Annotated in this window: 21 protein-coding genes; 18 read left to right on the plus strand and 3 right to left on the minus strand. The window is 63.2% G+C overall.

Annotation, left to right across the window (positions count from 1 at the left end):
• The first annotated feature begins 43 nt into the window (after positions 1-43).
• Complete coding sequence (locus CXQ91_RS20260; RefSeq protein WP_104175683.1) at positions 44-931, plus strand: NAD(P)-dependent oxidoreductase; 888 nt, start codon at positions 44-46, stop codon at positions 929-931.
• A 270-nt stretch (positions 932-1201) separates the two neighbouring features.
• On the opposite strand, the gene CXQ91_RS20265 is transcribed toward CXQ91_RS20260, so the two are convergent.
• Complete coding sequence (locus CXQ91_RS20265) at positions 1202-2410, minus strand: class II fructose-bisphosphate aldolase (RefSeq protein WP_104175684.1); 1209 nt, start codon at positions 2408-2410, stop codon at positions 1202-1204.
• An 88-nt stretch (positions 2411-2498) separates the two neighbouring features.
• On the opposite strand from CXQ91_RS20265, the gene CXQ91_RS20270 reads away from it, so the two are divergent.
• Positions 2499-3200, plus strand: coding sequence for a FadR/GntR family transcriptional regulator (locus CXQ91_RS20270; RefSeq protein ID WP_104175685.1), 702 nt, complete (start codon positions 2499-2501; stop codon positions 3198-3200).
• A 651-nt stretch (positions 3201-3851) separates the two neighbouring features.
• On the opposite strand, the gene CXQ91_RS25815 is transcribed toward CXQ91_RS20270, so the two are convergent.
• Positions 3852-4538, minus strand: a complete 687-nt coding sequence (locus CXQ91_RS25815; protein WP_146072394.1) for a transposase — start codon at positions 4536-4538, stop codon at positions 3852-3854.
• 634 nt (positions 4539-5172) lie between these two features.
• Between CXQ91_RS25815 and CXQ91_RS20280 the strand changes: the two genes are divergently transcribed.
• Positions 5173-7386, plus strand: a complete 2214-nt coding sequence (locus CXQ91_RS20280; protein WP_258074157.1) for a beta-glucosidase — start codon at positions 5173-5175, stop codon at positions 7384-7386.
• A gap of 20 nt (positions 7387-7406) precedes the next feature.
• Here the strand turns inward: CXQ91_RS20280 and CXQ91_RS20285 are convergent, their stop codons facing one another.
• Positions 7407-8870 carry a glycosyltransferase gene (locus CXQ91_RS20285; protein WP_104175688.1) on the minus strand — a complete coding sequence of 488 codons (1464 nt, stop codon included), beginning with the start codon at positions 8868-8870 and terminating at the stop codon, positions 7407-7409.
• Between the two features lie 142 nt (positions 8871-9012).
• On the opposite strand from CXQ91_RS20285, the gene CXQ91_RS20290 reads away from it, so the two are divergent.
• From CXQ91_RS20290 to CXQ91_RS20365, 15 genes are all read left to right on the plus strand, one after another.
• Positions 9013-9522, plus strand: coding sequence for a flavodoxin domain-containing protein (locus CXQ91_RS20290; protein WP_104175689.1), 510 nt, complete (start codon positions 9013-9015; stop codon positions 9520-9522).
• Positions 9523-9590: 68 nt separating this feature from the next.
• A complete protein-coding gene (locus CXQ91_RS20295; protein ID WP_146072395.1) occupies positions 9591-10409 on the plus strand; it encodes a hypothetical protein in 819 nt (272 codons plus the stop codon).
• 35 nt (positions 10410-10444) lie between these two features.
• Positions 10445-11083, plus strand: a complete 639-nt coding sequence (locus tag CXQ91_RS20300; RefSeq protein ID WP_146072396.1) for a hypothetical protein — start codon at positions 10445-10447, stop codon at positions 11081-11083.
• A 424-nt stretch (positions 11084-11507) separates the two neighbouring features.
• A complete protein-coding gene (locus CXQ91_RS20305) occupies positions 11508-12374 on the plus strand; it encodes a response regulator transcription factor (protein ID WP_181038975.1) in 867 nt (288 codons plus the stop codon).
• A gap of 290 nt (positions 12375-12664) precedes the next feature.
• A complete protein-coding gene (locus CXQ91_RS20310) occupies positions 12665-13162 on the plus strand; it encodes a hypothetical protein (protein ID WP_181038976.1) in 498 nt (165 codons plus the stop codon).
• Between the two features lie 139 nt (positions 13163-13301).
• Positions 13302-13823 carry a hypothetical protein gene (locus CXQ91_RS20315; protein ID WP_104175693.1) on the plus strand — a complete coding sequence of 174 codons (522 nt, stop codon included), beginning with the start codon at positions 13302-13304 and terminating at the stop codon, positions 13821-13823.
• Positions 13824-14036: 213 nt separating this feature from the next.
• A complete protein-coding gene (locus CXQ91_RS20320; protein WP_258074161.1) occupies positions 14037-15137 on the plus strand; it encodes an ABC transporter ATP-binding protein in 1101 nt (366 codons plus the stop codon).
• Position 15138: 1 nt separating this feature from the next.
• Positions 15139-16311, plus strand: a complete 1173-nt coding sequence (locus CXQ91_RS20325) for an ABC transporter permease (RefSeq protein WP_258074162.1) — start codon at positions 15139-15141, stop codon at positions 16309-16311.
• A complete protein-coding gene (locus CXQ91_RS20330; RefSeq protein WP_104175695.1) occupies positions 16308-17474 on the plus strand; it encodes an ABC transporter permease in 1167 nt (388 codons plus the stop codon). The genes CXQ91_RS20325 and CXQ91_RS20330 overlap by 4 nt, the downstream gene beginning before the upstream one ends.
• Before the next feature lie 346 nt (positions 17475-17820).
• Positions 17821-18441 (plus strand): RNA polymerase sigma factor, encoded by a 621-nt coding sequence (locus CXQ91_RS20335; protein ID WP_104175696.1) that lies wholly within the window; start codon positions 17821-17823, stop codon positions 18439-18441.
• Complete coding sequence (locus CXQ91_RS20340) at positions 18438-19094, plus strand: hypothetical protein (protein ID WP_104175697.1); 657 nt, start codon at positions 18438-18440, stop codon at positions 19092-19094. The genes CXQ91_RS20335 and CXQ91_RS20340 overlap by 4 nt, the downstream gene beginning before the upstream one ends.
• A 1227-nt stretch (positions 19095-20321) precedes the next feature.
• Entirely contained in the window at positions 20322-20810 is a 489-nt protein-coding gene (locus tag CXQ91_RS20350) for a hypothetical protein (protein WP_104175698.1), read from the plus strand.
• Positions 20807-21838 carry a hypothetical protein gene (locus CXQ91_RS20355; RefSeq protein ID WP_104175699.1) on the plus strand — a complete coding sequence of 344 codons (1032 nt, stop codon included), beginning with the start codon at positions 20807-20809 and terminating at the stop codon, positions 21836-21838. Before CXQ91_RS20350 ends, CXQ91_RS20355 begins: the two co-directional genes overlap by 4 nt.
• On the plus strand, positions 21835-22284 hold the full coding sequence (locus CXQ91_RS20360) for a hypothetical protein (protein ID WP_258074163.1): 450 nt from the start codon (positions 21835-21837) through the stop codon (positions 22282-22284). The genes CXQ91_RS20355 and CXQ91_RS20360 overlap by 4 nt, the downstream gene beginning before the upstream one ends.
• 13 nt (positions 22285-22297) lie before the next feature.
• Positions 22298-22897 carry a hypothetical protein gene (locus CXQ91_RS20365; protein ID WP_146072397.1) on the plus strand — a complete coding sequence of 200 codons (600 nt, stop codon included), beginning with the start codon at positions 22298-22300 and terminating at the stop codon, positions 22895-22897.
• The last annotated feature ends 50 nt before the right edge of the window (positions 22898-22947 follow it).

The raw sequence follows: 22947 nt of genomic DNA on the forward strand, positions 1-22947 counted from the left end.
CCCAGCGCGTCGTTTAGGCGCGCACATCGACCAAGGAGCAATCATGAAGGTAGTAATCACTGGCGCCCACGGCAAAGTCGGTCGCGCTGCGACCCAGGCTCTGCTAAATGCAGGCCACGACGTACTCGCGGTGGATCTGACCCGACCAGGCTTCGAGCGCCGCGCAGAAGGAACCGCCAGCTACCAGATGGCGGACCTCACAGATGCCGGCGAGGCATTCGCCGTTGTGCGCGGCGCAGACGCGGTTGTGCACACCGCCGCGATTCCCGAGCCCACCGGGAACCCGGCTCAAGTCGTGTTCCACACAAACCTCATGGCAACTTTCAACGTTCTTGAGGCTGCGGTCAGGTTCGGCGTGAAGCGTTTCGTCAACATCTCGAGCGAGACCGTTCCCGGCTTCTTCTTCCCGGAGCGCGACTTCCTCCCGGACTATGCTCCCGTTGACGAGGAACACCCCATCCGACCCCAGGATCCGTACGCGGTTTCGAAGCACTTTGGCGAGCAACTGATGGATGCCGCAGTCCGGCGCTCCGACATCCGCTGCATCTCGCTGCGCCCAAGCTGGGTACAGAATGAGAGCAACTATGAGCAGAACCTCGGCCCGCAGGTTCGCGACGCCTCGGTCCTCAGCCCCAACCTGTGGAGCTACATCGACGCGTACGACCTTGCTGACTCAATTGTGCTGGCAACGGAGTCTGACCTGCCGGGACACGAGGTCTTCTACATCGCTTCACCCGACAATGTTGGTGGTCGGAACTTCGGCGAGATCCTGCATACCTACTACGGGGAGAAGATCGAGCTCCGCCCCACCGCGCGCCCGGACGCGTCCGGAATTTCCAGCGCGAAGGCCCAGCGCATGCTTGGCTGGAGCCCGAAGCGGTCCTGGCGCGACTACCTGGATTCCGACGGCAAAGCTCTTCTGCGCGGCTGAGACAGCTCGCCCTGTTGCTTAGGGTGCGGCCGCGTTAGGCGGCCCGCACCCTAAGCAACAACTGAATCCTGTCGATCAGGACCAGACAATTCGAACGACCAGAGAGCAAGAGGGGTTGGCAGGCCGTAGCTTAGTTATCGAGCGTCTGGTGGGCCTGGTCCGTTCCGATGCCGATGCGACTGCGCCAGAGGCCTGGCGGCCTCGCCGCTGATCGTAGCTAACGTACGCGTTCCGGTCATCAGGTTGTCATTGCACGAAACTGAGCGATGGCTACCTGATGGCCGCGTGTCCTGAAAGCGTATCCCGGGACGCCTCAGTGAAGCCCCGCACGGTCGCCTGCCATACGCCCAACAATCCCAGTAGATTCTCCCCGTCGCTGCGGTGTGAGGAAATTTTCCTTTCCAGCACGGAGAGCACACCGGTGCGCAGCTCTGTGTTGAAGTTGACCTTCCCCACCCGCATTTTAGGAGTCGCGGCCAGATCTTCTGCAGGCAGCCCGGACGCTCCGTGGAGTACGAGAGGAACGTTGGTTCTGATTGCGACGTTCTGAAGGAGATCCCAGCGGAGCTTGGGCGCGCCCGCATATTTTCCGTGCACGTTGCCGACGGCAACGGCGAGCAACTGAGCACCACTACGGGTCACAAAGTCAGCGACCTGGCCGGGATCGGTTAGTCCGGCGGCCTTCATGGCGAAAGCTCTGTCCTCATCCCCGGCCAGGCCGCCAAGCTCAGCCTCCAGCACAATGCTGGGGTCGCCGATAGCATCCCGTGCGGACCGGACCAGTTGGATGTTCGCTTCATAATCCATGGCCGATCCGTCCACCAAGACCGCGTCCGCGCCAGCCGCCACGCCAGTCCTAATGGTTTCGAGGTTGCTGGCATGGTCGAGCTGGGCGCAAACAGGAACCGCGGCAGAGTCGGCGAGTCCACGCAGGGCTTGGGGCAACCGAAGCCCTGATGTCGAAGCGGCGGCTTTTGGAGCCGTGGGCTCTGCGCCTACAACGATCAGCAGATCTCCCGCGCCCGCACGCAGGGCGTCCACCAGTGCGATGCCGTACTTGGCCAGTCCATCGACTGCGGTGAGGACTGAGTCTGATCCGACGGTACTGGTCAGTATCACGACGGAGTCAGGGGTGAGGATCTCGGCAACTCCCTTTGGTCCGAACAGCACTTTGGTGAGTTGGTCGTCATTACGCACGGCGACTAGAACCACACTGGCTCCAGCTGCTGCTTCGCGAGCGGAATCGAAACTGTCTACGCCTGCGTCGTTGGCCAGTTTTCGGCGGCTTTCGTTGATATCGAAGCCGCGGACTGGGCGCTGCCCTGCCAAGCGCCCTGCCAAGCGCACTGCCATGGGCAGGCCCATGGCGCCGAGGCCCAGGACTGCGACAGTGGACACGGTGGCCTGCTGGTTGCTTACCGTTGCGATGGGTTTGTCTCCTGGAGCAGCGGCGTCTGTCGACCGTGTGAAATAATACATCTGACATCGTACGTGGAGGCGTTGAAGAGCCGAATCGTTCGCCAGACCTGCCCGTATGATGAGCAGGCAAACTTCAGGAAGGTCAAACGTGGCACGTCAGTCGCTGGTCGGCATGGTCTCAGATGACCTGTTGAACCGAATTGTGTCCGGCGAGTTCCCCCCTGGCTCAACCCTTCCGCGTGAGCTGGACCTCACGATGCAGCATGAAGTCAGTCGGATGACCGTCCGCGAAGCGGTCAAAACTTTGGAAGCGCAGGGTATGGTGCGCATCGAGCGTGGCCGCGGAACGTTTGTGAATCCGCTAAATCTCTGGACGACAATGGAGGCGGTGCTGCGCGCAGCTTCCGAGGGCGAAAATGACGCTATGGCCTCCATCCAATTGATCGAACTGCGTCGGATGCTTGAAACAGGAGCCGCGGAAATCGCCGCCGAACGCATGTCAGCTGAGGAGCTTGAGAGCATCCGCAAGCACCTTGCTACTATGCGCTCAGCCCACCAAGCCAACAACGTAGCCCACTTCGTCGAAGCGGATCTCGCGTTTCACGACGTGATCCTTCAGGCCTCCGGAAATGTGTTTCTAGTGGTCCTCTTCAAGCCGCTGTCCATTGTGCTTGCTGCCCGGCGCGCAGAGACGTCCAACGTGGTACGGATTCAGGCCAACGCGATTGAGGCACACACCCACATCGTGCGGGCTTTCGAATCCCGAGATTCAGAACGGGCACGCCTGGCGATGGACAGCCACATGACGCAGACCATGAATGATCTAAAGCAGTATATTCTGCACGTCTGATCGGTGCCCGAAGGATGGCGCCACACCACAAATACCCGCCCCGCCCGCTTGACCGGTATTGGCATCGCCGCCTATGGGAAGAACTCTGGAGTGCGCTTTGAATATGCTGGGCAGCGGCTTCCATGGAGCGTCTGGAGAAAACTAACGAATATGGGACAGACAAAGTCTCGTCAAAGAATCTGGCAACCCGCCGCTTAGGAGACAGTTTCCAGAGCGTCGAATCAAGATCGGGGGAGTGCGGCGACGGCCGTAGGACTAGGGCATGTCCCCTAATTCCTTGAGCCAGATGGTGATGGCACGGAGGGGGACCCCGCCGCGGTAGGTCAGGGCGAGCTCGATGCCCCTATGGATGTCAAGGGGTGGCTTGCTGCTCCTCGCGGTTGACTGTTGGTCTGGTGATCCGAATGAAGTCGAAGAGCTCACGGGCGATGTAGCGTTATTGACCCTTCTATGACGTTTGTCAAGCAAAGGGGGTCTGTAGCTCGCGGAAGATGGCGGGCTGTGTAGCGTTTCAGGGCGCGTTTGATTCCCGGTAGGTCCGGCTTTCGCTGGTCCGGCGTTGTGTGTAGCGTCTGGTGGTCTCATTGCGGTCCATGCGGACTTTGTCGATGATGTCCAGGGTCATGTTCAGCTGCCGGTCGCCGTGGCGGTTCAGGCGGTGCCTGACGGTGTTCCCGGAGGACGCGGGCAGCGGGAAACGCCGGCAGGGGCTGCGAAGGCCGCCTCGGAGCGTATCGGAGGGGACTGGATACCCGGCACACCGCAGACCACAACGCCCTCAACGCGCTGGTGCGCACCACCGACCTCGGCATCGATGCCCGCAAGGCCCTCACCGGGACCCAGGTCACGGTGATCGCCGGCTGGGGCGAGGACGCCTCCGCCCCGGTAGACCAGTAGATCGCCCGGCAGGAAGCCCGGCCGGTCAACAGCACGCGAAGGGCGGCCCGGAGCCCGCCGGCGCGCGGTACCGCGAGATGGTCCACGTCGCCGGTGCAGCACCTGCCGGGCAGCTTCCACCGCGTCAATCGGATCGGATTTGCCGACACCGGCACGGGCCTGCCGGTGCGGCGGCTTTACCTCCGCCACGGGGATACCGGACGTTCTCAGGGCGCGGCTCAGCCCGGCACCGTAGGAGGAGGTCCCCTCGACGGCAGCGAGCACATTCGCGTTCGTGTTCCGCTTCGTCCAGGCAATGGCCCGGCTGATGGCAGAGGCAGCGGGAGTCACGTCCAGCAGGGCTGGCAGCCATCCTGCCGGCAGGCACCAGACCAGCCAATACCCATTAGAGAGCCAACGAACGCCCCCGGGCGGAACCAGCGACGGCAAGTATGAGCGCATTCCATCCATTCTCAGGAAGTAATACGAAACCAGCCGGCGGCCGGCTAACAGGAAGCTCGCTCCACACGGGCACATCCTCGTGGTTCGGAACGAAGCCTGACCAGTCAGACTCAACGTACATGGGACGGGGGCAGCAACCAACCATTGACAGTCGGCTTCACCGCTGTCAAGAGTCCTGCGTTCGGAGAGCTATTCGTTCAAAAGCTACTCCGCAAACTACCGATACACCCGGCCGCAGATGTTCAGAGTAAGCGAGGGCACCGACAACGAACGGACTTTGCGGAATTGCATCAGATGCAAGATCCGTTGGCCCGCCGGAGCTCTAATAGGCGAGGGAAGGCCCTTGGGCTTTCAGGTAGTCTTGACCGCTGATCATTTTCCTGCGTCTAATGCAGGAAAGTTGCGTCAGAAGGCGTTCAGCAGCAGGGCGATGGCGACGACCAGCAGGACCGGCGCCGCGCCGATGAGGAAGTCGCCTGTTGAAAGTGCTCGTTCAAGTCTTCGGCGTCGAAGTGGCTTAGCTGGCCGGCGCAGGCCCGTGCCGGCCTCGCAGGTACGCGCACGCGCAGGGTGCAGACTTTAGGGCATGAAGATTACTGGGGGACGACGGGCAGCGCGAACGCAAGATCTGGCTTTGACGGACACGATGACGGCTGAGAGCAGCGCCTACGGCGAGGCGGTCAGGGCAGTCCGGGCGGGCGAGCTCGACGCGGATGAGGCCGCGGAGCTACTGATCGACCTGATGACGGATGGGGAGATCCTCGGCCTGCTCGACGGCGACTCTCCCAGATTGCTGCTCCCCCTCATCCCGATACTGCTCGATAGGGTGCCGTTCGTGGCCGGGGCGGTCTCGCGGCTCGGCATACCGGGCATCAGGTTCAGCGACGGTGGCCGCGGTGTCGTGATAGGCGCCTCCACCGCCTTCCCTGTGACAATTGCGCGGGCCGCGACCTTGGATCCGTCGCTGGAGGAACGGGTCGGGCTTGCGATCGGTTTGGAGAGCAGGGCTCGGGGAGCAAATTACTCCGCCTCCGTCTGCGTAAACCTGCTTCGCCACCCCGCGTGGGGCCGGGCACAGGAGTGCTACGGGGAGGATCCGGTGCTCACCGCCCGGATGGGAACTGCCATCACCCGAGGCGTGCGCGTGCACACGATGGCGTGCGTAAAGCACTTCGCGCTCAACTCGATGGAGAACGAGCGCTTCGAGGTCGACGTGTCGGTCGACGAACACGCCCTGCACGAGGTGTACTTGCCGCACTTCAAGGCGGTCGTGGAAGCCGGCGCGGACTCCGTAATGAGTTCCTACAACCGGGTGCGAGGCGAGTATATGGACGTCAATCGCGCCCTGCTCACGGATGTTTTGAGGCAGGAGTGGGGCTTCTCCGGATTCGTGACTAGCGACTGGGTTTTCGGCACCCATGACGCGGTCCTCAGCCTGCAGGCAGGAATGGACGTAGAGATGCCGCTGCGACTGCTGCGCGCCCGCGAGCTGCCGGCCGCGCTGCGGAGCGGTGACCTGGCCCGCGCGACAGTGCTGCAGTCCGCGCGTCGCATCCTGCGCACTTGCGTGCAGCATGCCGCGACCCGGGAGGTGCCGGGCCCTACCCGCGCCGTCATCGCCTCCCCGGCCCACCGGGCGCTTGCCCACCGGGTCGCCGCGGAGTCGATCGTACTGCTGAAGAACGAAACCGTCGGCGCGGCGCCGCTACTGCCGTTGGCCCCCACCACCCGGCATCTCGCGGTGATCGGACGACTCGCGGCACAAGCGAACCTCGGCGACCATGGCTCGTCTCGCGTTCGGCCTCCCTCCACGGTCTCGCCGCTGCAGGGGCTGCGTGAAGCGCTTCCCGGCGTGCGGATCACGACCACCTCCGGCCGGAACGAGCGCGCCGCGGCCGCGCTGGCAGCCGCTGCGGAGACGGCGATCATCGTCGTCGGCCTGGACCAGCACGACGAGGGCGAGTCCGTCGTCACCGGCGGCGTCGACGTGGGCGTTCTCGGCCGGGCCTTCGGCTCAGGCCCCTTCCGTCGGGTGCTCATCGGCCTCGCACACCTGGCCTCGCGCTTCGTCCGAGGTGGCGACCGTGCCTCGCTCGACCTGCGCCCCTCCGATGAGCGCCTCATCCACGCGGTCGTCGCCGCGAACCCCCGGACCGTCGTCGTGCTGATCAGCGGCAGCGCGATCCTCACAGAGACATGGCGGGACCGTGTGCCAGCGCTCCTCTTCGCCTGGTACGGCGGTATGGAAGGCGGTCGCGCCCTCGCGAGCGTGCTCACCGGCAGTGAGGAACCCGGCGGGCGGCTGCCGTTTGTGCTGCCAACGGACGCCGCGCATCTGCCATCGTTCGACCCCGCGGCGAAGTCCGTTGTCTATGACGACAAGTGGGGTCAACGCCGGCTCGACGGCGAGGGACACGCGGCCGCGTTCCCGTTCGGATTCGGCCTGGGCTACACGACAATCGAGCACCGGCTTCTCGACCACAGTTTCGATGACACAGGCGGCAACGCGGACGTGCTCGTAACGAACACCGGTGACCGCGAGGGTTCGACTGTCGTTCAGGTCTACGCAGCTGACGTGTCCATCCGCAGACCGGTGGCTCAGCTCCTGGGCTTCCGGAAGGTGACGCTACAGCCCGGCGCGGAGACGACAGTGCGGGTCATACTGGATGCGGGGCCCACCCTGCAGCGCGATCCGGCCACACGACGCTGGTCGTCCCGCGCGGGGGACTGGGCCCTGCTCGCCGGCCAGCACAGCCCGGTCAGCTGGGCGGACGCGGCCCGGTTGCGCCGCCCGGAGGGACCGATCGAGGGGCAAGCTGTCTCGGACGGCCGGTGGATCTGCGGTTGATATGGGTCGCATTCCGCCGGTTACCCTGGAAGGACGCGAGGGGGTGCCGAGAGTCCCACGACGCGGACAGGCAACGCGTCGTCGCCGCGCAGCATGGCGCGGAGCAGCCGCCGTTCCTCCCACCGGAGTAACAGGGGCGCTTGGCCGCGCCGCAGCACCAGATCCCCGTTCGGGGTCGCGTACCGCTTTTGCAGATCCCCCAGCTCCTCGGCTTGCAGCAGCGCGACCGTGCTACCCGCAGCCGAGTCGACCAGGCGGACTAGCGAGGAGGGTCCCGTCAGATCGGTCGCGATGACGCGCTGCTCGCTCGCGGCCAGAATTGTCCTTTGCGCCGCACGGGTCACGACCAGCGGACGTGACGGCCCGTCCAGCAGGCCGGTCAGCACATCCGCCGCGGCATCAGGACGGCCGGTTCTCCACGCAGCCGCCTGCATCCGCTGCAGGCGGTCCGGCTCGCGCAGCACCTCGTCGATCTTCCAGCCGATCGTCGCGGCGGTGTTGCAGCGGACGGCCGCCCCCTGCTCCATCAGGTAGTCGCCGTTGCGAACCTCCTGCCCCGGGATAGGGTTCACAAGTACCATGGGCAGCCCCGCAGCCATGCACTCCGAGGCCGAAAGCCCTCCCGGCTTGCCCACAAACAGGTCGGCGCGGCGCAGCAGCTGAGGCATCTCCGCCGTGAAGCCGAGCACGCGGTAGCGGTCGCCAGCGGGCGCCACCAGCTGCTCGATGCGCTGCCGCAGCGCATCGTTGTGTCCGCACACGACCGTGGCCGTGAATGCCGAGCGCATGTGCATCGTCTGCCGCACCACGGAGAACGCATAGTCCCCGCCGGTCGCACCCGCCGAGATCAGCAGCATCGGGGGCTCGTTGGCATCGCGCGCGGTCGCGGGATTGAGCTGTTTGGTGATCGGGATGCCCGTGGCCGCGACGCGGTCGGGAGGAAGGCCGAGCGCCATCAGCTCCACCCTCCCTTCCTCCCTGGCCACGAAGATCATGTGGAATGCTCCCGTAAGCCACAGGCCCTGGAAGTCGTAGTCCGTCGTCACGACAGCGGTCTTCGCGTCAATCACGCCGCGGAGGAGCAGTGACGCCAACAGCTGGGCGGGGAGGAAGTGCGTGCACACGATCGCGGTTGGTCGGAACCGCTTGATCGCACGGATGACCGGAGCGGCGTTCACCTGCGTCCAGGGGTCGATTGGGCCGCGGCGCCGGAAGGGCGGGTTGCTGATGTCGTAACCCCACTCGACCAGCCAGGGCAAGCCCTCGACCAGGACGAAGTATCCCTTCCCCAGCAGTGTGCGGTAGAGCACGCTACTCACGTCCAGCACGTCCAGCACCTGCACCTCGGCGATATCAGCGCGCGCGGCACACGCCTGGTGCACCGCTGCCGCCGCACTGTTGTGCCCCGATCCCACCCCTGCGGACAGGATCAGTACGCGCTCTCCTCCGGCGGTGTCTGAGCCTCGTGCCGACGTTCTGCGCATGGAGAGAGGCTAGCAGGCCACATCACGCCCACTGACGTGCCGAAATGCTGGATTCTTATGGCTGGCGCACAACACATGCCTGATGGGTGGGCATAGTCTGGGAGGGCGGCCTTAACTGCGGGTCCTTACATTAGGAGTAACGATGCGCGCACTTGTGGTCTACGAGTCCCTGTGGGGCAATACCGAGAAGGTGGCGCGAGCCATCGGCGCCGGCCTTGCCGTCAACGCCGATGTTGACGTACTGGACTCGGATGCCGCACCACTATCAGTTGAGGGGTATGACCTGTTAGTGGTCGGCGGCCCGACGCACGCTTTCTCGATGACGCGTGCAGCAACTCGAGCCGAGGCAGTCAAGTCTCACGCGGCCCCGCACGAGCCGGACCGTGGCATCCGCGAATGGCTCAACCACCTTGAACGACCCAGTACCGAGATCCCCGCGGTCGTCTTCGACACTCGGGTCGATAAGCCGAGGCTGCCCGGTTCGGCAGCGAAGGCGGCGAAGCACGAACTGCGCTCACTCGGATTCGACACGTCAATTAAGCAGCGGACCTTCCGGGTCCATGGCTACGAAGGGCCACTCCTCGACGGTGAGCTCGAACGTGCAACGGCGTGGACCGGCGATGTACTGGCGCGGCTTGGCGCTGGCTTGTGATGCGGCCGACCGATCCCACGCCTCCGGACCGTGCTGACGCCTCCTCCGGCAGGTTGCCCCGGGTTTGGATGTGGCTCTCTGCCTCCGCCGGTGTGCTCGCGTTCACCGGTAGCGTCCTTGGCCTCCTCCAGCCGGTCGCGATTTACGGGCGTGAGAGGGATCTGCTCTTCAACGAGGCTCTTGCCCAGGATGTGGTGAACGGCCTGCTGGTTTCTCCGCTGCTCGTGATCCTCGCCTGCCTGGCCAGAAGAGGATCAATGAGTTCGTGGCTGTCATTGGTCGGTTGTTTGGGTTTTACCGCGTACAACTACTCGATCTACGCCTTCTCGATCCATTTCGGTCCTCTGTTCCTGGTTTGGACGGCCGTTCTAGGCCTCTCCGTATTCGCGCTGGCCGGCACCCTGGCCAGCGTAGTGCCAGAGGTTACTCACTTGGTCGGGCGAACAGCGACCCGTCTTACCGGGTGGGTTCTCATTGTTACCAGCGCCCTGTTCACACTTCTCTGGCTAAGCGAGATCGTCCCTGACCTTCTCGCTGGTGCCCCATCGACCAGTGCCTCGACCTTGAATGTGCCGACTAATCCGGTCCACGTACTTGATCTGGCGTTCTTCCTCCCCGCGGTATTCACCTCAGGGGTACTCCTGATCCGTGGACACGTCTGGGGACACGCAACAGCGGTGGGGTCCCTTGCTTTCCTCGGGCTGACGACCTTACCGATCCTCGTCACGCCCGTCGTCTCCTACCTTCGGGCCAGCCCTGCCGAATGGTCCATAATGATGCCGATCGGTGCTCTCTCCATCGCCCTCTGGGTGGTCTTCATCCGGCAGCTCCGCTCAACACGACAACCACGCAACCACTCGACAGAACCCGTCCCGGCACTTGACTGAAGGACAAGAGCGGGTTGACTGGAGAGGCTACGAACATGAAAAGAACATTCCTGCGTCGCTGGGTGTTTGCCGTTACAGCCGGCGAAGCGATCGGATTCATCATTCCCGCTGCGGTGGGCGGTTCGCTGGCACTGGCAGAAGCCCCCAGCTTCGTGGTCTACCCCGCAATGATCTTGGCCGGGGCATGCGAGGGAATCCTGCTCGGGCTAGGACAGTCGATAGGGTTCGGATCGTCCGTACCCCGTTCAGCATGGGTCACCGCGACCGCGGCCGGCGCCGCACTCGCCTGGTCCCTCGGTATGCTGCCGAGCACGATCGTGGGCTTCGATTTAGGATCCCTTTCGACGCTGCTGTGGGTTGGCATGGGCGCGGTGCTGCTGTTGGTCTCCATTCCCACCCTGCAGTGGCTTGTCTTGCGCCGTGCGGTTCCGGGGAGTTTCCGATGGATACCCATCAATGCCGGCGCCTGGGCAGCCGGCATCTTGTGGACAGTGGCACCGTCGCCGTTCATCGACGAGAACACAGCACCTCCCGTGTTGCTGGGATCCTATGTGCTCCCGGGGATCCTGATGGCGGCCACTGTGGCCACGCTGACTGGCTTCGCCGCGAAGCGCGTTGTGCTGGCCGCTGAGGCCGCGGCGGAGTGGGCCCAACAGCGCCATCCCACCGCGTAACCAGTGGGCCGGATCTGAGCCCATGAAAGCTGATGAGCGTCCCGGTCTCCGTTCTCCACGGTGACACCCTTTGGCCCCGTTGAGACATGCCGGTCCGTTCGTCGGTTGTTCATCCGGGAATGCCCCTACGACATCATTTCGGCCGCCCGGCCCCGTCGCTGACAAGCCCGACCGCTGTAGGTCTGTGGGCTATTGGCCGTGTGGGCTTGGTAGCCGGATATTTCTGAAATCGGGGCTTGGGGCTGTTGTCCGGCAGATGTTAGATCTAGCGTGGGGATTACGGGCCAGCGCGCTTCGAGACGGCGCCGGGCCAGGGAGCATCGGACGGGGTTCCGGTGAGGTTCGTCTTCGCAGCAGCGAGGTCGGCGTCAGTGATCCACTAACAGCGCCTTCGCGGTCTCAAAGGCGACGGAACGGAACAGCAATGATGGCTGACCGGGAAATCCACTCGCACTTGGCGGGCCAGGGCGTGTACGTCCTGGACGACCACGAGGTCGTGAGGCGGGGCCTGCGCCAACTGCTGGAGTCCAATGGGCTCACCGTTGTCGGGGAGTCAGCGTCCGCATGTGAAGCCGGCGGGGCGATCTTGGCGCTGTGCCCGGATCTGGTCATCGTTGATGATGATCTTCCGGACGGTTCCGGTGCCGGAGTGTGCCGGGCCGTTGCCGCCGAAAACCCCGCTATCCGATGCCTGCTGATGACCGGGGATACCGACGAGGCCGTCCTGATCGAGTCCATTCTGTCCGGTGCGTGGGGGTGCCTGTCCAAGCAGGATGACGGCAGCGAACAGCTCAGGCTGATTCGCAGGGCACTGGCAGGGCACACCGCGTACAGCCGCCGGTTCCAGCCGGCACTTGTAACCTTGTTTCCCCGGCAGGGGGCGGATGAGCGGCTCCTGTCGCTCTCGAGGCAGGAAATGAGGGCCGCGATATGCCTGACGAAAGGGCTGAGTAACCGCCAGATCAGCCAGGAGATGTCGCTGGCGGAAAAGACCATTAAGAACCTGGTCTCGTCTCTGCTGATGAAACTCGGCATGGCGCGCAGGACGCAGGCCGCCGTGCTCGTCAGCAGAGCGTTGCATCAATCGGAAGATTCCGCCCACGGCGGCTCCCGGTTCAGCTTATTCCCGGGTTTGGCCGCCGAGGTCACTGCAGCGCTATTGATCTGCACCAGCGAGGCCGGCACTGTGCCCCCAACGGACGGCATGCGGGCAGGGGACGTCGTCCGGCTTGCCGGTGCCCTTGTCGCAGCCCGGACCGGGCACATTCCGCCCGGCCCCATACCGGCCTAGGAGCCTGGGACCCGGACTAGCGGTCCCGCCCGGGGCACAGGGTTTTGGCGCTGACCCTTAACCGGGAAAAGGCATCTGCGGGTCTTTGGCCTCTGTGTCCGCTACAGGGACGGGGCGTTGACTGGAAGCCTGGGGCAGGGTCACCGGCGGTTGTGCCTTGGCGGCACTGGGCGTGGACGTGAAAGGTGTGGGGCTGCGGCCAGGAACAACAGTCACCGCCATTTCTGGCTCTTGAGTGGAACGGCGGGCGTATAGCTTCCGCGAAGTGGCTTAGTATCCGGAGGCAAAGAATGGAACAGCTGATCCCCTGGCTTGTGTTCTGCATTGCATTCCTTGCTCTGAGCCTGTGGAATCCCGCGGCTGCCCGGATCTTCCTTGGCGTCTTCTTTATCCTCATGGCTGTGGCGGTAAACCTTGTTTTGAGCCTGGTGGCACCGGAGTTGTTCCTCTCCCTGGGTACGGATGATCCGCTGGTCCCTTTCTACTTGTGGGTGTTTCAAAACGTCGTGGCCCTTTCCCCGCAAGGTTTCGGTGCACTGGCAGCGGCGGGCGAGCTGGCCGTCGGCCTGCTGATACTCGGTCACGGCCGGAGGGTTAAGGTCGGCCTCGCTTTGGCTGTCGCGTTCCTGCTGCTCATCACGCCCCTGGGCATATGGACCTTGCCGAACCCGGTGATGGCTGCGGGCGCGGCCTGGCTGATGACCAAGGACTTTCCTCGAAGCCTGGCCCAGATCCTGAGTGCAAGGCGCCGCCCTGCCGGCACGCACTTAAGGGAGGGCGCCGTGTGAGCCGGCCCCGAGATTCTCCCGCGGCAGGTTCGTCCGGAGCGGGCCGGGAGCGGACACAGGCACAGGACAGAACGGGTTGGTCGTGGCCACTCCACACCACAGTTTCCTCATCAGCGCGGCCGTCGGAAGGTCCTAAATCGTGAGTCTCTCGCTTTCCAGCAGAACATGTTCGGGGTTACTCGTTACCCTCCTGATCTTCAACGCAGTCTCATCCTTTGCCGGCGCCGTACTGGCTATTTTCTTTGACGGGGCGGGGGTCCCACAGGAGCATCTGGCAGGCACGTGGTTCCCGACGTTCCTGGTTCCGGGGCTCATCCTGGGTGTTGTCCTGGGCGGAACGCACCTGGCCGCCGCGTATGCGTTGCTCACACGGCGTCACTGGGCGCTGCTGGCTTCCGCAGTTGCAGGCTTCGCTATGCTCATATGGATTTTTACCGAGCTTGCCATCATCGGTTACTCCTGGCTGCAGAGCCTGTACTTCGGGTTTGGCGCCGTGGAACTGATCCTCGTCTTTGCACTGCTTGGAATTGCCCCGGCATTCGTATCTCCCGCGCGCGCAGACCAGCAAGAACACGCAGATCAACGCAGTCGGGGTCCCCATAGAGCAGACCTCCGCCAGAAACCACGACCAGGCCACGCCATGCGGGATGGGGCATCGTGAATGGGAAGATGCTCCGAAGTCGCCGCAGCGCTACTGAACTGCACACCAGTGCGGCCGGCACCGGATGCGAAAAGCGTTCCCGGGGCTACGGCATTAGCACCGGCAGTTACCCGTGGCGCAGCGTCGGGGGCCACCTATCTACCCTAGTCTGGTCACCGAAGAGGGTTCCAGAGCAGTGGCTGCGGGAACCGGGGGTGGAACCTCGACTGAGTCTTGGAAGGAGCAAGCGCATGGCACGGTCATTTGAGCTGTTCACGGACCGGGAATCGCAAGTGCGTTTTGTCCGCCCCGGCAGAGGCCACACCGTCCGGCGTTCCTTCTCCGTTGCAAGCGCCTGACATGCAGTCAGCGGCGACGGCGGACGTTAGGACCGGGACTGAGGATGTTCTCGCGGTCAAAGCCCTGGTCAAACGCTACGGCGACCAAACCGTCGTCGACGGGGTCTCCTTTCACATTCGTGCAGGAGAAATCTACGGGCTACTTGGGCCAAACGGCGCGGGCAAGACCACCATTATTTCCATGGTGGCTGGACTGATCCCTTCCGATGCCGGGTCCGTCAATATTCTGGGGGAGGCCATGATTCCCTCCAGCACGGGCCCCAAGGGACATCTCGGCCTGGTTCCCCAGGAATTGGCGATATACCCGGACTTGACCGCCCGGGAGAACCTGCGGTTTTTCGGCAGCCTCCAGGGGTTGCGGCGCAAGGAGCTCAGAGCAAGAACCGATGAGGTGCTGGAACTCATCGGACTGGCCGACCGCGCCAGCGAACAGACCAAGAAGTTTTCGGGAGGCATGAAGCGGCGGCTAAACATCGGGATCGGCCTGCTTCACCGCCCCACTCTGCTGATTCTGGATGAACCGACGGTTGGTGTGGATCCGCAGTCCCGGAACTCGATCCTGGAGTCGGTGGAGCGTCTCGGGACCGAAGGGATGGCGGTCCTATACACCACGCACTACATGGAAGAGGCGGAGCGGCTGTGTGACCGTATCTCCATTATTGACGAGGGCCAAGTCCAGGCGGAAGGGACAAGGGATGAGCTGATCCGCCTCACCGGTGGCGTGGACCGCATTGATCTGCGCGGAAGCGGCAACACCAGTGCAGCCGCGGCTGGCTTGAAGAAGGTGCCGGGGGTGCAGCGTATCGACGGCGGCGGGGGCGGTTTGATACTCACTGTCCTGGACGGGCCGAGTCTGCTGCCGGCCATCGTCACCGGGGCAGGGAGCGCGGGGATGGCTTTGACGTCCGTGAAGATTACGCGGCCGGATCTGGAATCCGTCTTCCTTCACCTGACTGGCAAGGCCCTCAGGGATTGACATGACCGGAATCTGGGCAATGGTCGGAAATGATCTGAGACAGCGTCTTCGCGACAGGTCGGTTTTCATTTTCTCGCTCCTGGTTCCGCTCTCGCTCATGGGCGTGCTGAACCTAGCCTTCGGTGGACTCGGTACCGACGGTCTTGACCTGAAGCCGGCCACCGTCGTCGCGAGTGTGGACGACAGCGGACAGCTCGGTGCCGCACTCCTGGACGCCGTCGGGTCGTTGGAGATCATGGACGTGACGATCAGGAAGGTCCCCGCTGCTGACGTAAGCCGGGAAACCCGCGACAGCGGAGCGGACCTGGGCATCATCATCCCCGAAGGATTCACCGGCGCCGTGACCTCAGGGCGTGCTGTCACGGTGCAACTGGTGGAGGGCGCTGACGCCGGGCTGGAAACGAGCGTACTGGTCTCGGTAGTGGACGGTCTCGTTGATCAATTCGGAGCCGGGATGGTCACCGCGGCAGCCGCGGAGACGGCCGGGCTTTCCCACGATGCCGTCGCTGCCCTTGCCCAGCAGGCTGCTGCCGGCGCCCCCGCCCTGACGCTGTCCGAAGGGGAGGCATCTGCAGAGCAGCTCTCATTGAAGGGAACACTGGTGGCAGGCCAGTCGGGGCTTTTCCTCCTCTTTACCGTGGGCTTCGGTGTGCTCGGCCTGCTGGCGGAACGCGAGCAGGGCACGTTGGCGCGCCTGAAATCAACGCCGGTGCCCGCGGGCTCAATCATCACCGCAAAGGCACTTGTTGGATTTATCCTTGGCGTGTCCGCCACGGCGGTGCTGCTTACGGTTGGCACGTTGCTGTTCGGTGTCTCCTTCGGCTCACCCTTCGTGGTGGGACTGCTTGTCCTGAGCATCTCGGCGGCAGCCACCAGCATGACCTTCATCGTTGCCCGACTGGTGCGGACAGCCGAGCAGGCGAATATCGCCCAGTCAATTCTCGCCATGGTGCTGGGTATAGGCGGTGGAGCGTTCTTCCCGATTGATGCGTCGGGCGCCATCGCAGCCCTCATGGACCTGAACCCGGTGGCCGCGTTCATCAGGGGCCTGGGCATCTCTGCCGGTGGAGGCGGGCCAGCCGACGTGGTATTTCCCGTGACCGCGATGCTGGGATTTGCGGCGCTGTGCACACTGGCCTCTCGGCTGGTGCCGGACCGGGGGACTCAGGCATGACCGTCATCATGGCTATTGCGGGCGTTGAGGTCCGCCGGTTCCTGCGCGATCGGTCAAACATTTTCTTCGTTTTCGTCTTCCCGCTCCTGCTGATCCTGCTGCTTGGTTCCCAGTTCGGCGCGAACAGCGGGCAGGCACGAGTGTCGGTGGCGGGAAATGCCGGCACTGAACTTGTGAAGAGTATTACCGGTCAGCTCCAGGCCGATGGACTCAGGGTGACGCACGATAGCCCCGCAACGGTCAGGGAACAACTCAGCAGGGGCCGGACTGACGTTGGCATTTTCATCAGTGACGGTGCGGCGGCCGCTTTCGAGGCCGGCGACCCGGCTGACCTCGAAGTGGTCGCGTCATCGCACTCGGGTGCCCAGGCAGCCCTCCAGTTGGTGCGTGCCTCAGTGCAGACGGTCAGCACCCAACAACGGCAGCTCGCAGTTCTGCAGAATGCCGGCATCGATGCCGACACAGCGGCCGCGGCGCTGCGACAGGCAAAAGAACACCTCGATCTCCCTCAGGTGGAGATCGTCGATACCAATGACGTGTCGCAGGATTTTCGCAGTCTGGGCCAGTTCGATCTCGGCGCCGCTCAGCAATTGTTGCTCTTCGTGTTCCTGAGCTCCCTCACCGGTGCCGCGACCCTGATCCAAGGCCGACGCTTCGGGGTCATCGCCCGGGTCCTTGCGGCACCTGTCTCGACCGGGCAAGCGATAGCGGGGCAGGCGTTGGGCCGGTTCGGCATCGCCGTGGTCCAGGGTGGATACATCATGCTCGGCACCGCCGTGCTGTTCGGCGTCGACTGGGGAAATCCCCTCCTTAGCGGCCTGGTACTGGTGCTTTTCTGTGCAGTTGCTGCCGCGGCAGCAATGGTCATTGGATCAGTCATGGATAACGACGCCGCTGGCTCTGGCCTGGGCGTGGGACTGGGCCTCGTACTGGCCGGTCTGGGAGGTTCCATGGTGCCGCCCGAGTTCTTCTCCGGGGCCATGCAAAGCGCTTCCCGCATCACCCCGCACCGCTGGGCCTATGACGCCTTCGCCACAATTCAACGGCACGACGGATCGTTGCTGGACATTCTTCCCCAACTGGGAATGCTCGCCGCCATGGCAGGAACTCTGTTGGTACTGGGTGCTTTCCTCCTGCGCCGAAGCCTCGGCCGCGCGCTCTAATCGGCGCACGGCCCCCTGGGTAGGGCACCGGTCAGGGTTCCTCGTTTAGGGAGCTATTCGTTCAAAAGCTACTCCGGAGATTACTGATAGGCCATGCGCTATTGCGACCGCCGCAGGGTTCAGCATTGGGGACCGCGCCGACAAAGTACGTTCCTCGACATGTTGCATCTATGAAGGGTCAGATCCGGCGCTGCGGCGCAGCTTGTGGCTTCCGTCCTTGGTGTCCCGACTGCCGTAGTTTTGACTCTCAGTGCTGTGCAGGGGGACTCGGGGTCTGGCCCGGGAACGGCGAAAGACTATTTTGGCGGATCGGGAACCTTTTCAGCTCCTGCGGACACTACAAGGCATGAGGCTAATGGGGGACACCGACGAAGACCTGTGGCGTAAGTGCGTTGTAGGTGATGCTGATGCCTTCGGGGTCCTGTTCGACAGGCACGCCGATGCGGTCTTTCGGTACTGCCTGTCCAGATGCGGTTCCTGGCACGACGCGGAGGAACTCGTCTCGATCACCTTTTTGGAGGCGTGGCGGCAGCGGAACAGGCTCAGACCGGAGAGGAACACGGTCCTGCCGTGGCTGCTCGGAGTGGCAACGAACGCGAACCGCAACCGCGCCAGGGGATCCCGGCGCCACGCCGATTTCCTGGCCAGGCTGCCGCACTCGGATCCCCGGCACAGCCACCCTGAAGCAGACCACGCTGAAGAGGTCGACTCGAGGCTCGACGCGGAACGTGCCGTCCGCGAATTGCTCGACACAACCGCCGGTCTCAACGAAGGGGAACGCGACGTCGTCGTCCTGTGTCTGATGAACGGAGTCGGCCAGGAAGAGGCCGCCACGACCCTCGGCGTCCGAATCGGGACAGTGAAATCGCGACTTCATCGTGCCCGGGCCAAACTCGCGGCCATGAACCGGGCACTGGAGCCTGTCGAACAACTCGACACGACAATTGTTGAAGCGAGGCTGTCATGAACCTGTCTGAAGTGACTTACCCGAAAGACACGAAAAATCGTGTCCAGAACCTCCTCGTTCAGGAAGCCCGCCGGACGCCCAGGCTAATCCCGCGGTGGCGGAAACCGGCGATGCTGACCTTCGCCGGATTGGCATTGGCCGGCACCACGGCCGCCGGCGTCTACGTGGCCTTGGCGCCGGTGGATGATAAACGAGATATCCGCTGCTACTACCGCGCCGACCTCACCACCAGGCCCCCTGTTGTAGGCGTGCCCGGGGAGACCAAGAACCCCTACATCACGACGGGGATCTTCATCACCGGATTCGACACGGAGAACAACCCAAACCCGGAAGATAAGAACGCCGGGATGAAACAGGTCGTGGATCCCATAAATCAGTGCAGCCGCTCGTGGGACATGGGGAATATGCACCAGACCGGCGTGAACGATGACCTCATCCCCGAGGGCTTCGTGTCCCCGACTCCAGGTGCTATGCCCACTGTAGAGGGAGTTAAAGACCAGAACGGCAAGCCCCTCTTCCCGGACCCCGCGATCAAGGCGTCCGGAAATTACATACCGTTCCTGACCGCATGCGTCGTCGACAACACCGTCGCCGTCATCCCCGGCTCCGCTGAGGTCTGCGCCCAACTCGGAATCCCCGCCTTGGAGAAATAGCCTGACGCAATCTGAGAACTAGAGCGGGGCACACCAGGGCCTTCGGAACGCGCGCGCATCGGCAGAGACGACGCCTGTCCGCCCTGTAGTCTGATGTCTCCGAATTGGGGGAATGCATGGCTGGAACGCACAACGATCACACGAATATTTTTTGGGATAGCACTCGGCCTTGCGGGGTGACTTTCTGGCCGTTCCCCTCGGTGGGCGAGATAGCCAGGTTCCCCAAATGACTCGTCAGCGCGTAGGGCGTCTTTCAGTGCTCGCTCTCGGAATCCTCCTGATCGCGTGGATCCGCTCTATTTTCTGGGCCGCCATAGATGAAGGCGCGGTTCCATCCGACTCGGCTTTCCAGGCTATCCCTCTCCCAAGCGAAGCGGGGGAGATTTCCAAGGGGTGTGGATCAGGAGGCTGTTGGCGGGAAATGGTTGTAGAAATCAAACCGCCGCAGACTGCAGAATCCCTTGCAGCCGAGATGGGGCTGGCATCGGAACGTTGCGAGCCCATGAACTTATGGACCCTGCGAAAGACCTGTACCGGGATCTCAAATGACCGCGGGGGGCTGAAGATCTACCTGCGCTACTCCCTCGCACTTTCCAAGTACTAGAGGGCGCCGCTCGTAAGCCAGTCCTCGGACGGGCCGACGAGGCTCACCACGCGGCCCATTCTCGGACTCGTGGTCTGCCTTCCCGTAGGACCCCCGGTGAAGTGCACCGTGCTTTTCGTTGTCAGCACGGAACTGCTCGTCTTTGCGTACCGCCCGTTGCACTCCGGCTTCGTGGCATTCGTCGCCAACGCACTCTCGTAAACATGCCACCGGCCGTCTGCGCTGGAGTGCCACGGCTGGAACGCGATAGCTGGAAGCGTTTCTCCACGCCGTTTGCACTTCTTGGGGTCATGAATGTGCGGTCCGCCATTGAGATCGACCGTTTGTTTGCAATATCCGCATGATTTCAAATCCATGCCCGGAAAGTAGCCCGGAGGTACGACAGCAGGTAACACCGGGCAGAATCAGCAACCAGGGCGCAACCGAAAGTGCATGCTCGCCGGGGTCACGCCGCTTTCCGCTCAAGCTTCAATCCGTGCCAGGAGTTGGCTGGCTCTGGACATGTCCAGAGCAGGGGCGTTCAATGGAACTGAGGCGATTCTTGACGGTCCTAGGAAGACGGGGCCGTTGGATCAAACGGCGACTGGGCGGCACATGCCGGCGGCCGCAGGATGAGGGTTCCGATGGACGGCACAGCTTCCGCCAAATATTCGCCGGCGCGATGCGCTGCAGAAGGCTTCCTGGCTCTCAATCTGCCGAGCCGTCTTTCGTTGGAACGGCTGATCTCGATTGTTGAGAACCTCCGGCATCGGCGGATTGAGGTCGATGTTTCCGAGTCCCTGAACGGAGGATCGGTCTGCGGTTTGTGGCTGTCCACGGATAGCACGGAGATAATCCTGCACGCGCCGACGCCGTCGGCACTGCATCGCCAGCAGTTCATCCTTCACGAACTGGGCCATATGGTGCTCCGCCATGATGAGCTGGTGGTGTCCTCCAACTATGCGGAGACGCTGTTTCCGAACCTGTCCGGGGAGAAGGTGTCGAGGATCCTGGGGCGAAGTGACTTCCTGGACCATATCGAGGCAGCTGCTGAGACCTTGGCGGATCTCTTTGCCGCTGCAATCCGGGACAGCAGCCTCGAGCCGCGGTCGTTTGAACGGATTTTCGGATGATTCAGGAAATTTCTGCAGCCGTGATCTGGTGTCTGGCGTTGTGCCTCCTGCCCGATCTGAAGCGGCGCAAAGACCAGAGCATCCTGGTGGCGGCCGTAACCATCGCCACTGCACTCACGCTCAACGTTGACCGAATCTATATCGCGGGGGACCAGCTACTCGGGAGCCGCAATCTCCTGGACCTCATAGCCAATGTCTTCATGGTTGTCGGTATCTACTTCCTGTCCCGTGCGATCCTGCGCGCCGCCGACGTCCGCGAGACGGTGGACATTCACAACAGAGCAGGGCTTTCGGTGCTCGGGATCGTCGTTCTCGCCTTGATTGTCAGCTTCAGCCTGGTTGATGCCCCGCGGACTTCGACTTCCTTTATGAGGGATTTTGGAAGCCAGTGGCCGGCGGCCGTGTACTCGAGTGTTCAGTTCCTCTACATCGGCGCGGTGGTGGCCATCACCGGCTTTACCTGTTTCAGGTTCCGCGGCGAGATGGCAAAGCCGTACTTTCGCGTCGCCTTCATGTTCATCGCAGTCGGCTGCGCCCTGGCTGTGGTGTTGGTCCTTGCCGTGCTGGGGATGGACGTTCTTCATCTCATGGGGGAGCTCGAGGCAATGACGCGTCTGTCCTACGTCTACGACGCCGCCGAAGTGGGCGCCATGGTCTTTCTCTGCATGGGTCTGGCCTTGCCGCCCGTCGCTCGTCGGCTAGAGCGTAGGTCTGATGCCCGGGCAGCAGCTGTCCTTGTCGAACGACTGGCTGGGCCCTGGGACCGAATCACGTCTGAGCGATCCGAGATCCGACTGGATTTGGCTCAAACGGCGATCGACCGCCATGATGCACCCAAGCGCCGGCTGCATCGGATGTTGGTGGAGATCCAGGACGCACTGTTCGTGGACCCGCACCTTGCCCAATTACTGAGTCAAGATGATCTGGATGTACTAAGAGAAGCGGAGCAGCATCTCGGAGCCCGGTTTGCAGGATCCGGACATCGACAGCCAGGGTTGTTGTCACGGAAAGGGGACACGACTCCGTGACCGACGGCGACGGTGGGATCCCCGAACAGCCGCAGGCGAAACTCGCACGGAAGCTGAATCTCCTCCTGGATCTTTTTGAGGCCCAGGGTTCAGCGCCCCTGACGTATCCGCAGATAAGCAAGCACATGTCAGACCGCGGAACGCCATTGTCCCGCTCCCGCTGGGCCTACATGCGTGCCGGCGATAGTTCCATGGCGACGGACCCGCAGCTTTTGAAGAACCTCGCCGAATTCTTCGGCGTTGACCCCGGATACCTTTTGGAGGACGACGGCGAGGTTCCCGACTTGGTGGACGCACAACTCGAACTACTGCGCACGCTGCGGGAAAACCGGGTGAGAAATTTCGCTGCAAGACAACTGCAGGGGATTTCTCCGGAGACACTACTGCGCCTACGCAAGGCCATAGACGAACGCCTGAAAGCTCCCGAGGACGACGCCGATGCGTAGGGCTGCTGCAGCTGTGGCCATCGGTTGTGGCGTTGCCGGCGTCACAGCCTTCCTTGCGGCGGCCTATTTTGCTCGGGAAGTTGTCGTGCCTAAGACTCTGCGGAGGGATGATCTACAAATCCGTCGTGTGTTCCGCGGCGCCGGCGAAACGCTGATGGTCGAGTTGGCTGCATCGGCACGCACCACGACGCCAGGCCGTTACAGCGTCTGGTTTGCCAACGGCACAGGCCATGCCAGTATCGGAGAGGTCGTGTCCTCTGACGATGCGGCGGGGACGGTAACCCGCCGCGTTGAACGGGTTGACTCCGGCGATCTCGGGACTGCCAAGGCCGGCATTTGGAGCGGATACGTCTACCCGACGCCGGAACCGTTAGGGCTGTCCTACTCGGACGTCGAGATTCCGATCGAGAACGGCATGGCGCCCGCCTGGAAGTTCGCCCCGGCAGGGGCGTCGCGGGAGGCTTCCACATGGGCAATCCATATCCATGGCTTGGGCGGGTCGAAAGCCGGCGCCCTCCGCGGCGTGCCCGTTGCGCACCGACTGGGATACACATCTTTGGTAGTTTCAATCCGGAACGACCGCGATTCCCCTGTGTGTCAGGCTGTTGTGTGACAGGTTCCCTGTTGCTGGAGCCGGTGCTCGGAGCGGGGGAAGGTCCGTCA

The organism is Arthrobacter sp. Y81, assembly GCF_002929335.1.
GTDB lineage: Bacteria > Actinomycetota > Actinomycetes > Actinomycetales > Micrococcaceae > Arthrobacter.

Bases quoted from the DNA above. Each gene is read 5' to 3' on its own strand.
- CXQ91_RS20260 (WP_104175683.1), top strand. From the start codon at position 44: ATGAAGGTAGTAATCACTGGCGCCCACGGCAAAGTCGGTCGCGCTGCG.
- CXQ91_RS20265 (WP_104175684.1), bottom strand. From the start codon at position 2,410: ATGTATTATTTCACACGGTCGACAGACGCCGCTGCTCCAGGAGACAAA.
- CXQ91_RS25815 (WP_146072394.1), bottom strand. From the start codon at position 4,538: ATGCGCTCATACTTGCCGTCGCTGGTTCCGCCCGGGGGCGTTCGTTGG.
- CXQ91_RS20285 (WP_104175688.1), bottom strand. From the start codon at position 8,870: ATGCGCAGAACGTCGGCACGAGGCTCAGACACCGCCGGAGGAGAGCGC.
- CXQ91_RS20290 (WP_104175689.1), top strand. From the start codon at position 9,013: ATGCGCGCACTTGTGGTCTACGAGTCCCTGTGGGGCAATACCGAGAAG.
- CXQ91_RS20295 (WP_146072395.1), top strand. From the start codon at position 9,591: ATGTGGCTCTCTGCCTCCGCCGGTGTGCTCGCGTTCACCGGTAGCGTC.
- CXQ91_RS20300 (WP_146072396.1), top strand. From the start codon at position 10,445: ATGAAAAGAACATTCCTGCGTCGCTGGGTGTTTGCCGTTACAGCCGGC.
- CXQ91_RS20305 (WP_181038975.1), top strand. From the start codon at position 11,508: ATGATGGCTGACCGGGAAATCCACTCGCACTTGGCGGGCCAGGGCGTG.
- CXQ91_RS20310 (WP_181038976.1), top strand. From the start codon at position 12,665: ATGGAACAGCTGATCCCCTGGCTTGTGTTCTGCATTGCATTCCTTGCT.
- CXQ91_RS20325 (WP_258074162.1), top strand. From the start codon at position 15,139: ATGACCGGAATCTGGGCAATGGTCGGAAATGATCTGAGACAGCGTCTT.
- CXQ91_RS20330 (WP_104175695.1), top strand. From the start codon at position 16,308: ATGACCGTCATCATGGCTATTGCGGGCGTTGAGGTCCGCCGGTTCCTG.
- CXQ91_RS20335 (WP_104175696.1), top strand. From the start codon at position 17,821: ATGAGGCTAATGGGGGACACCGACGAAGACCTGTGGCGTAAGTGCGTT.
- CXQ91_RS20340 (WP_104175697.1), top strand. From the start codon at position 18,438: ATGAACCTGTCTGAAGTGACTTACCCGAAAGACACGAAAAATCGTGTC.
- CXQ91_RS20350 (WP_104175698.1), top strand. From the start codon at position 20,322: ATGGACGGCACAGCTTCCGCCAAATATTCGCCGGCGCGATGCGCTGCA.
- CXQ91_RS20355 (WP_104175699.1), top strand. From the start codon at position 20,807: ATGATTCAGGAAATTTCTGCAGCCGTGATCTGGTGTCTGGCGTTGTGC.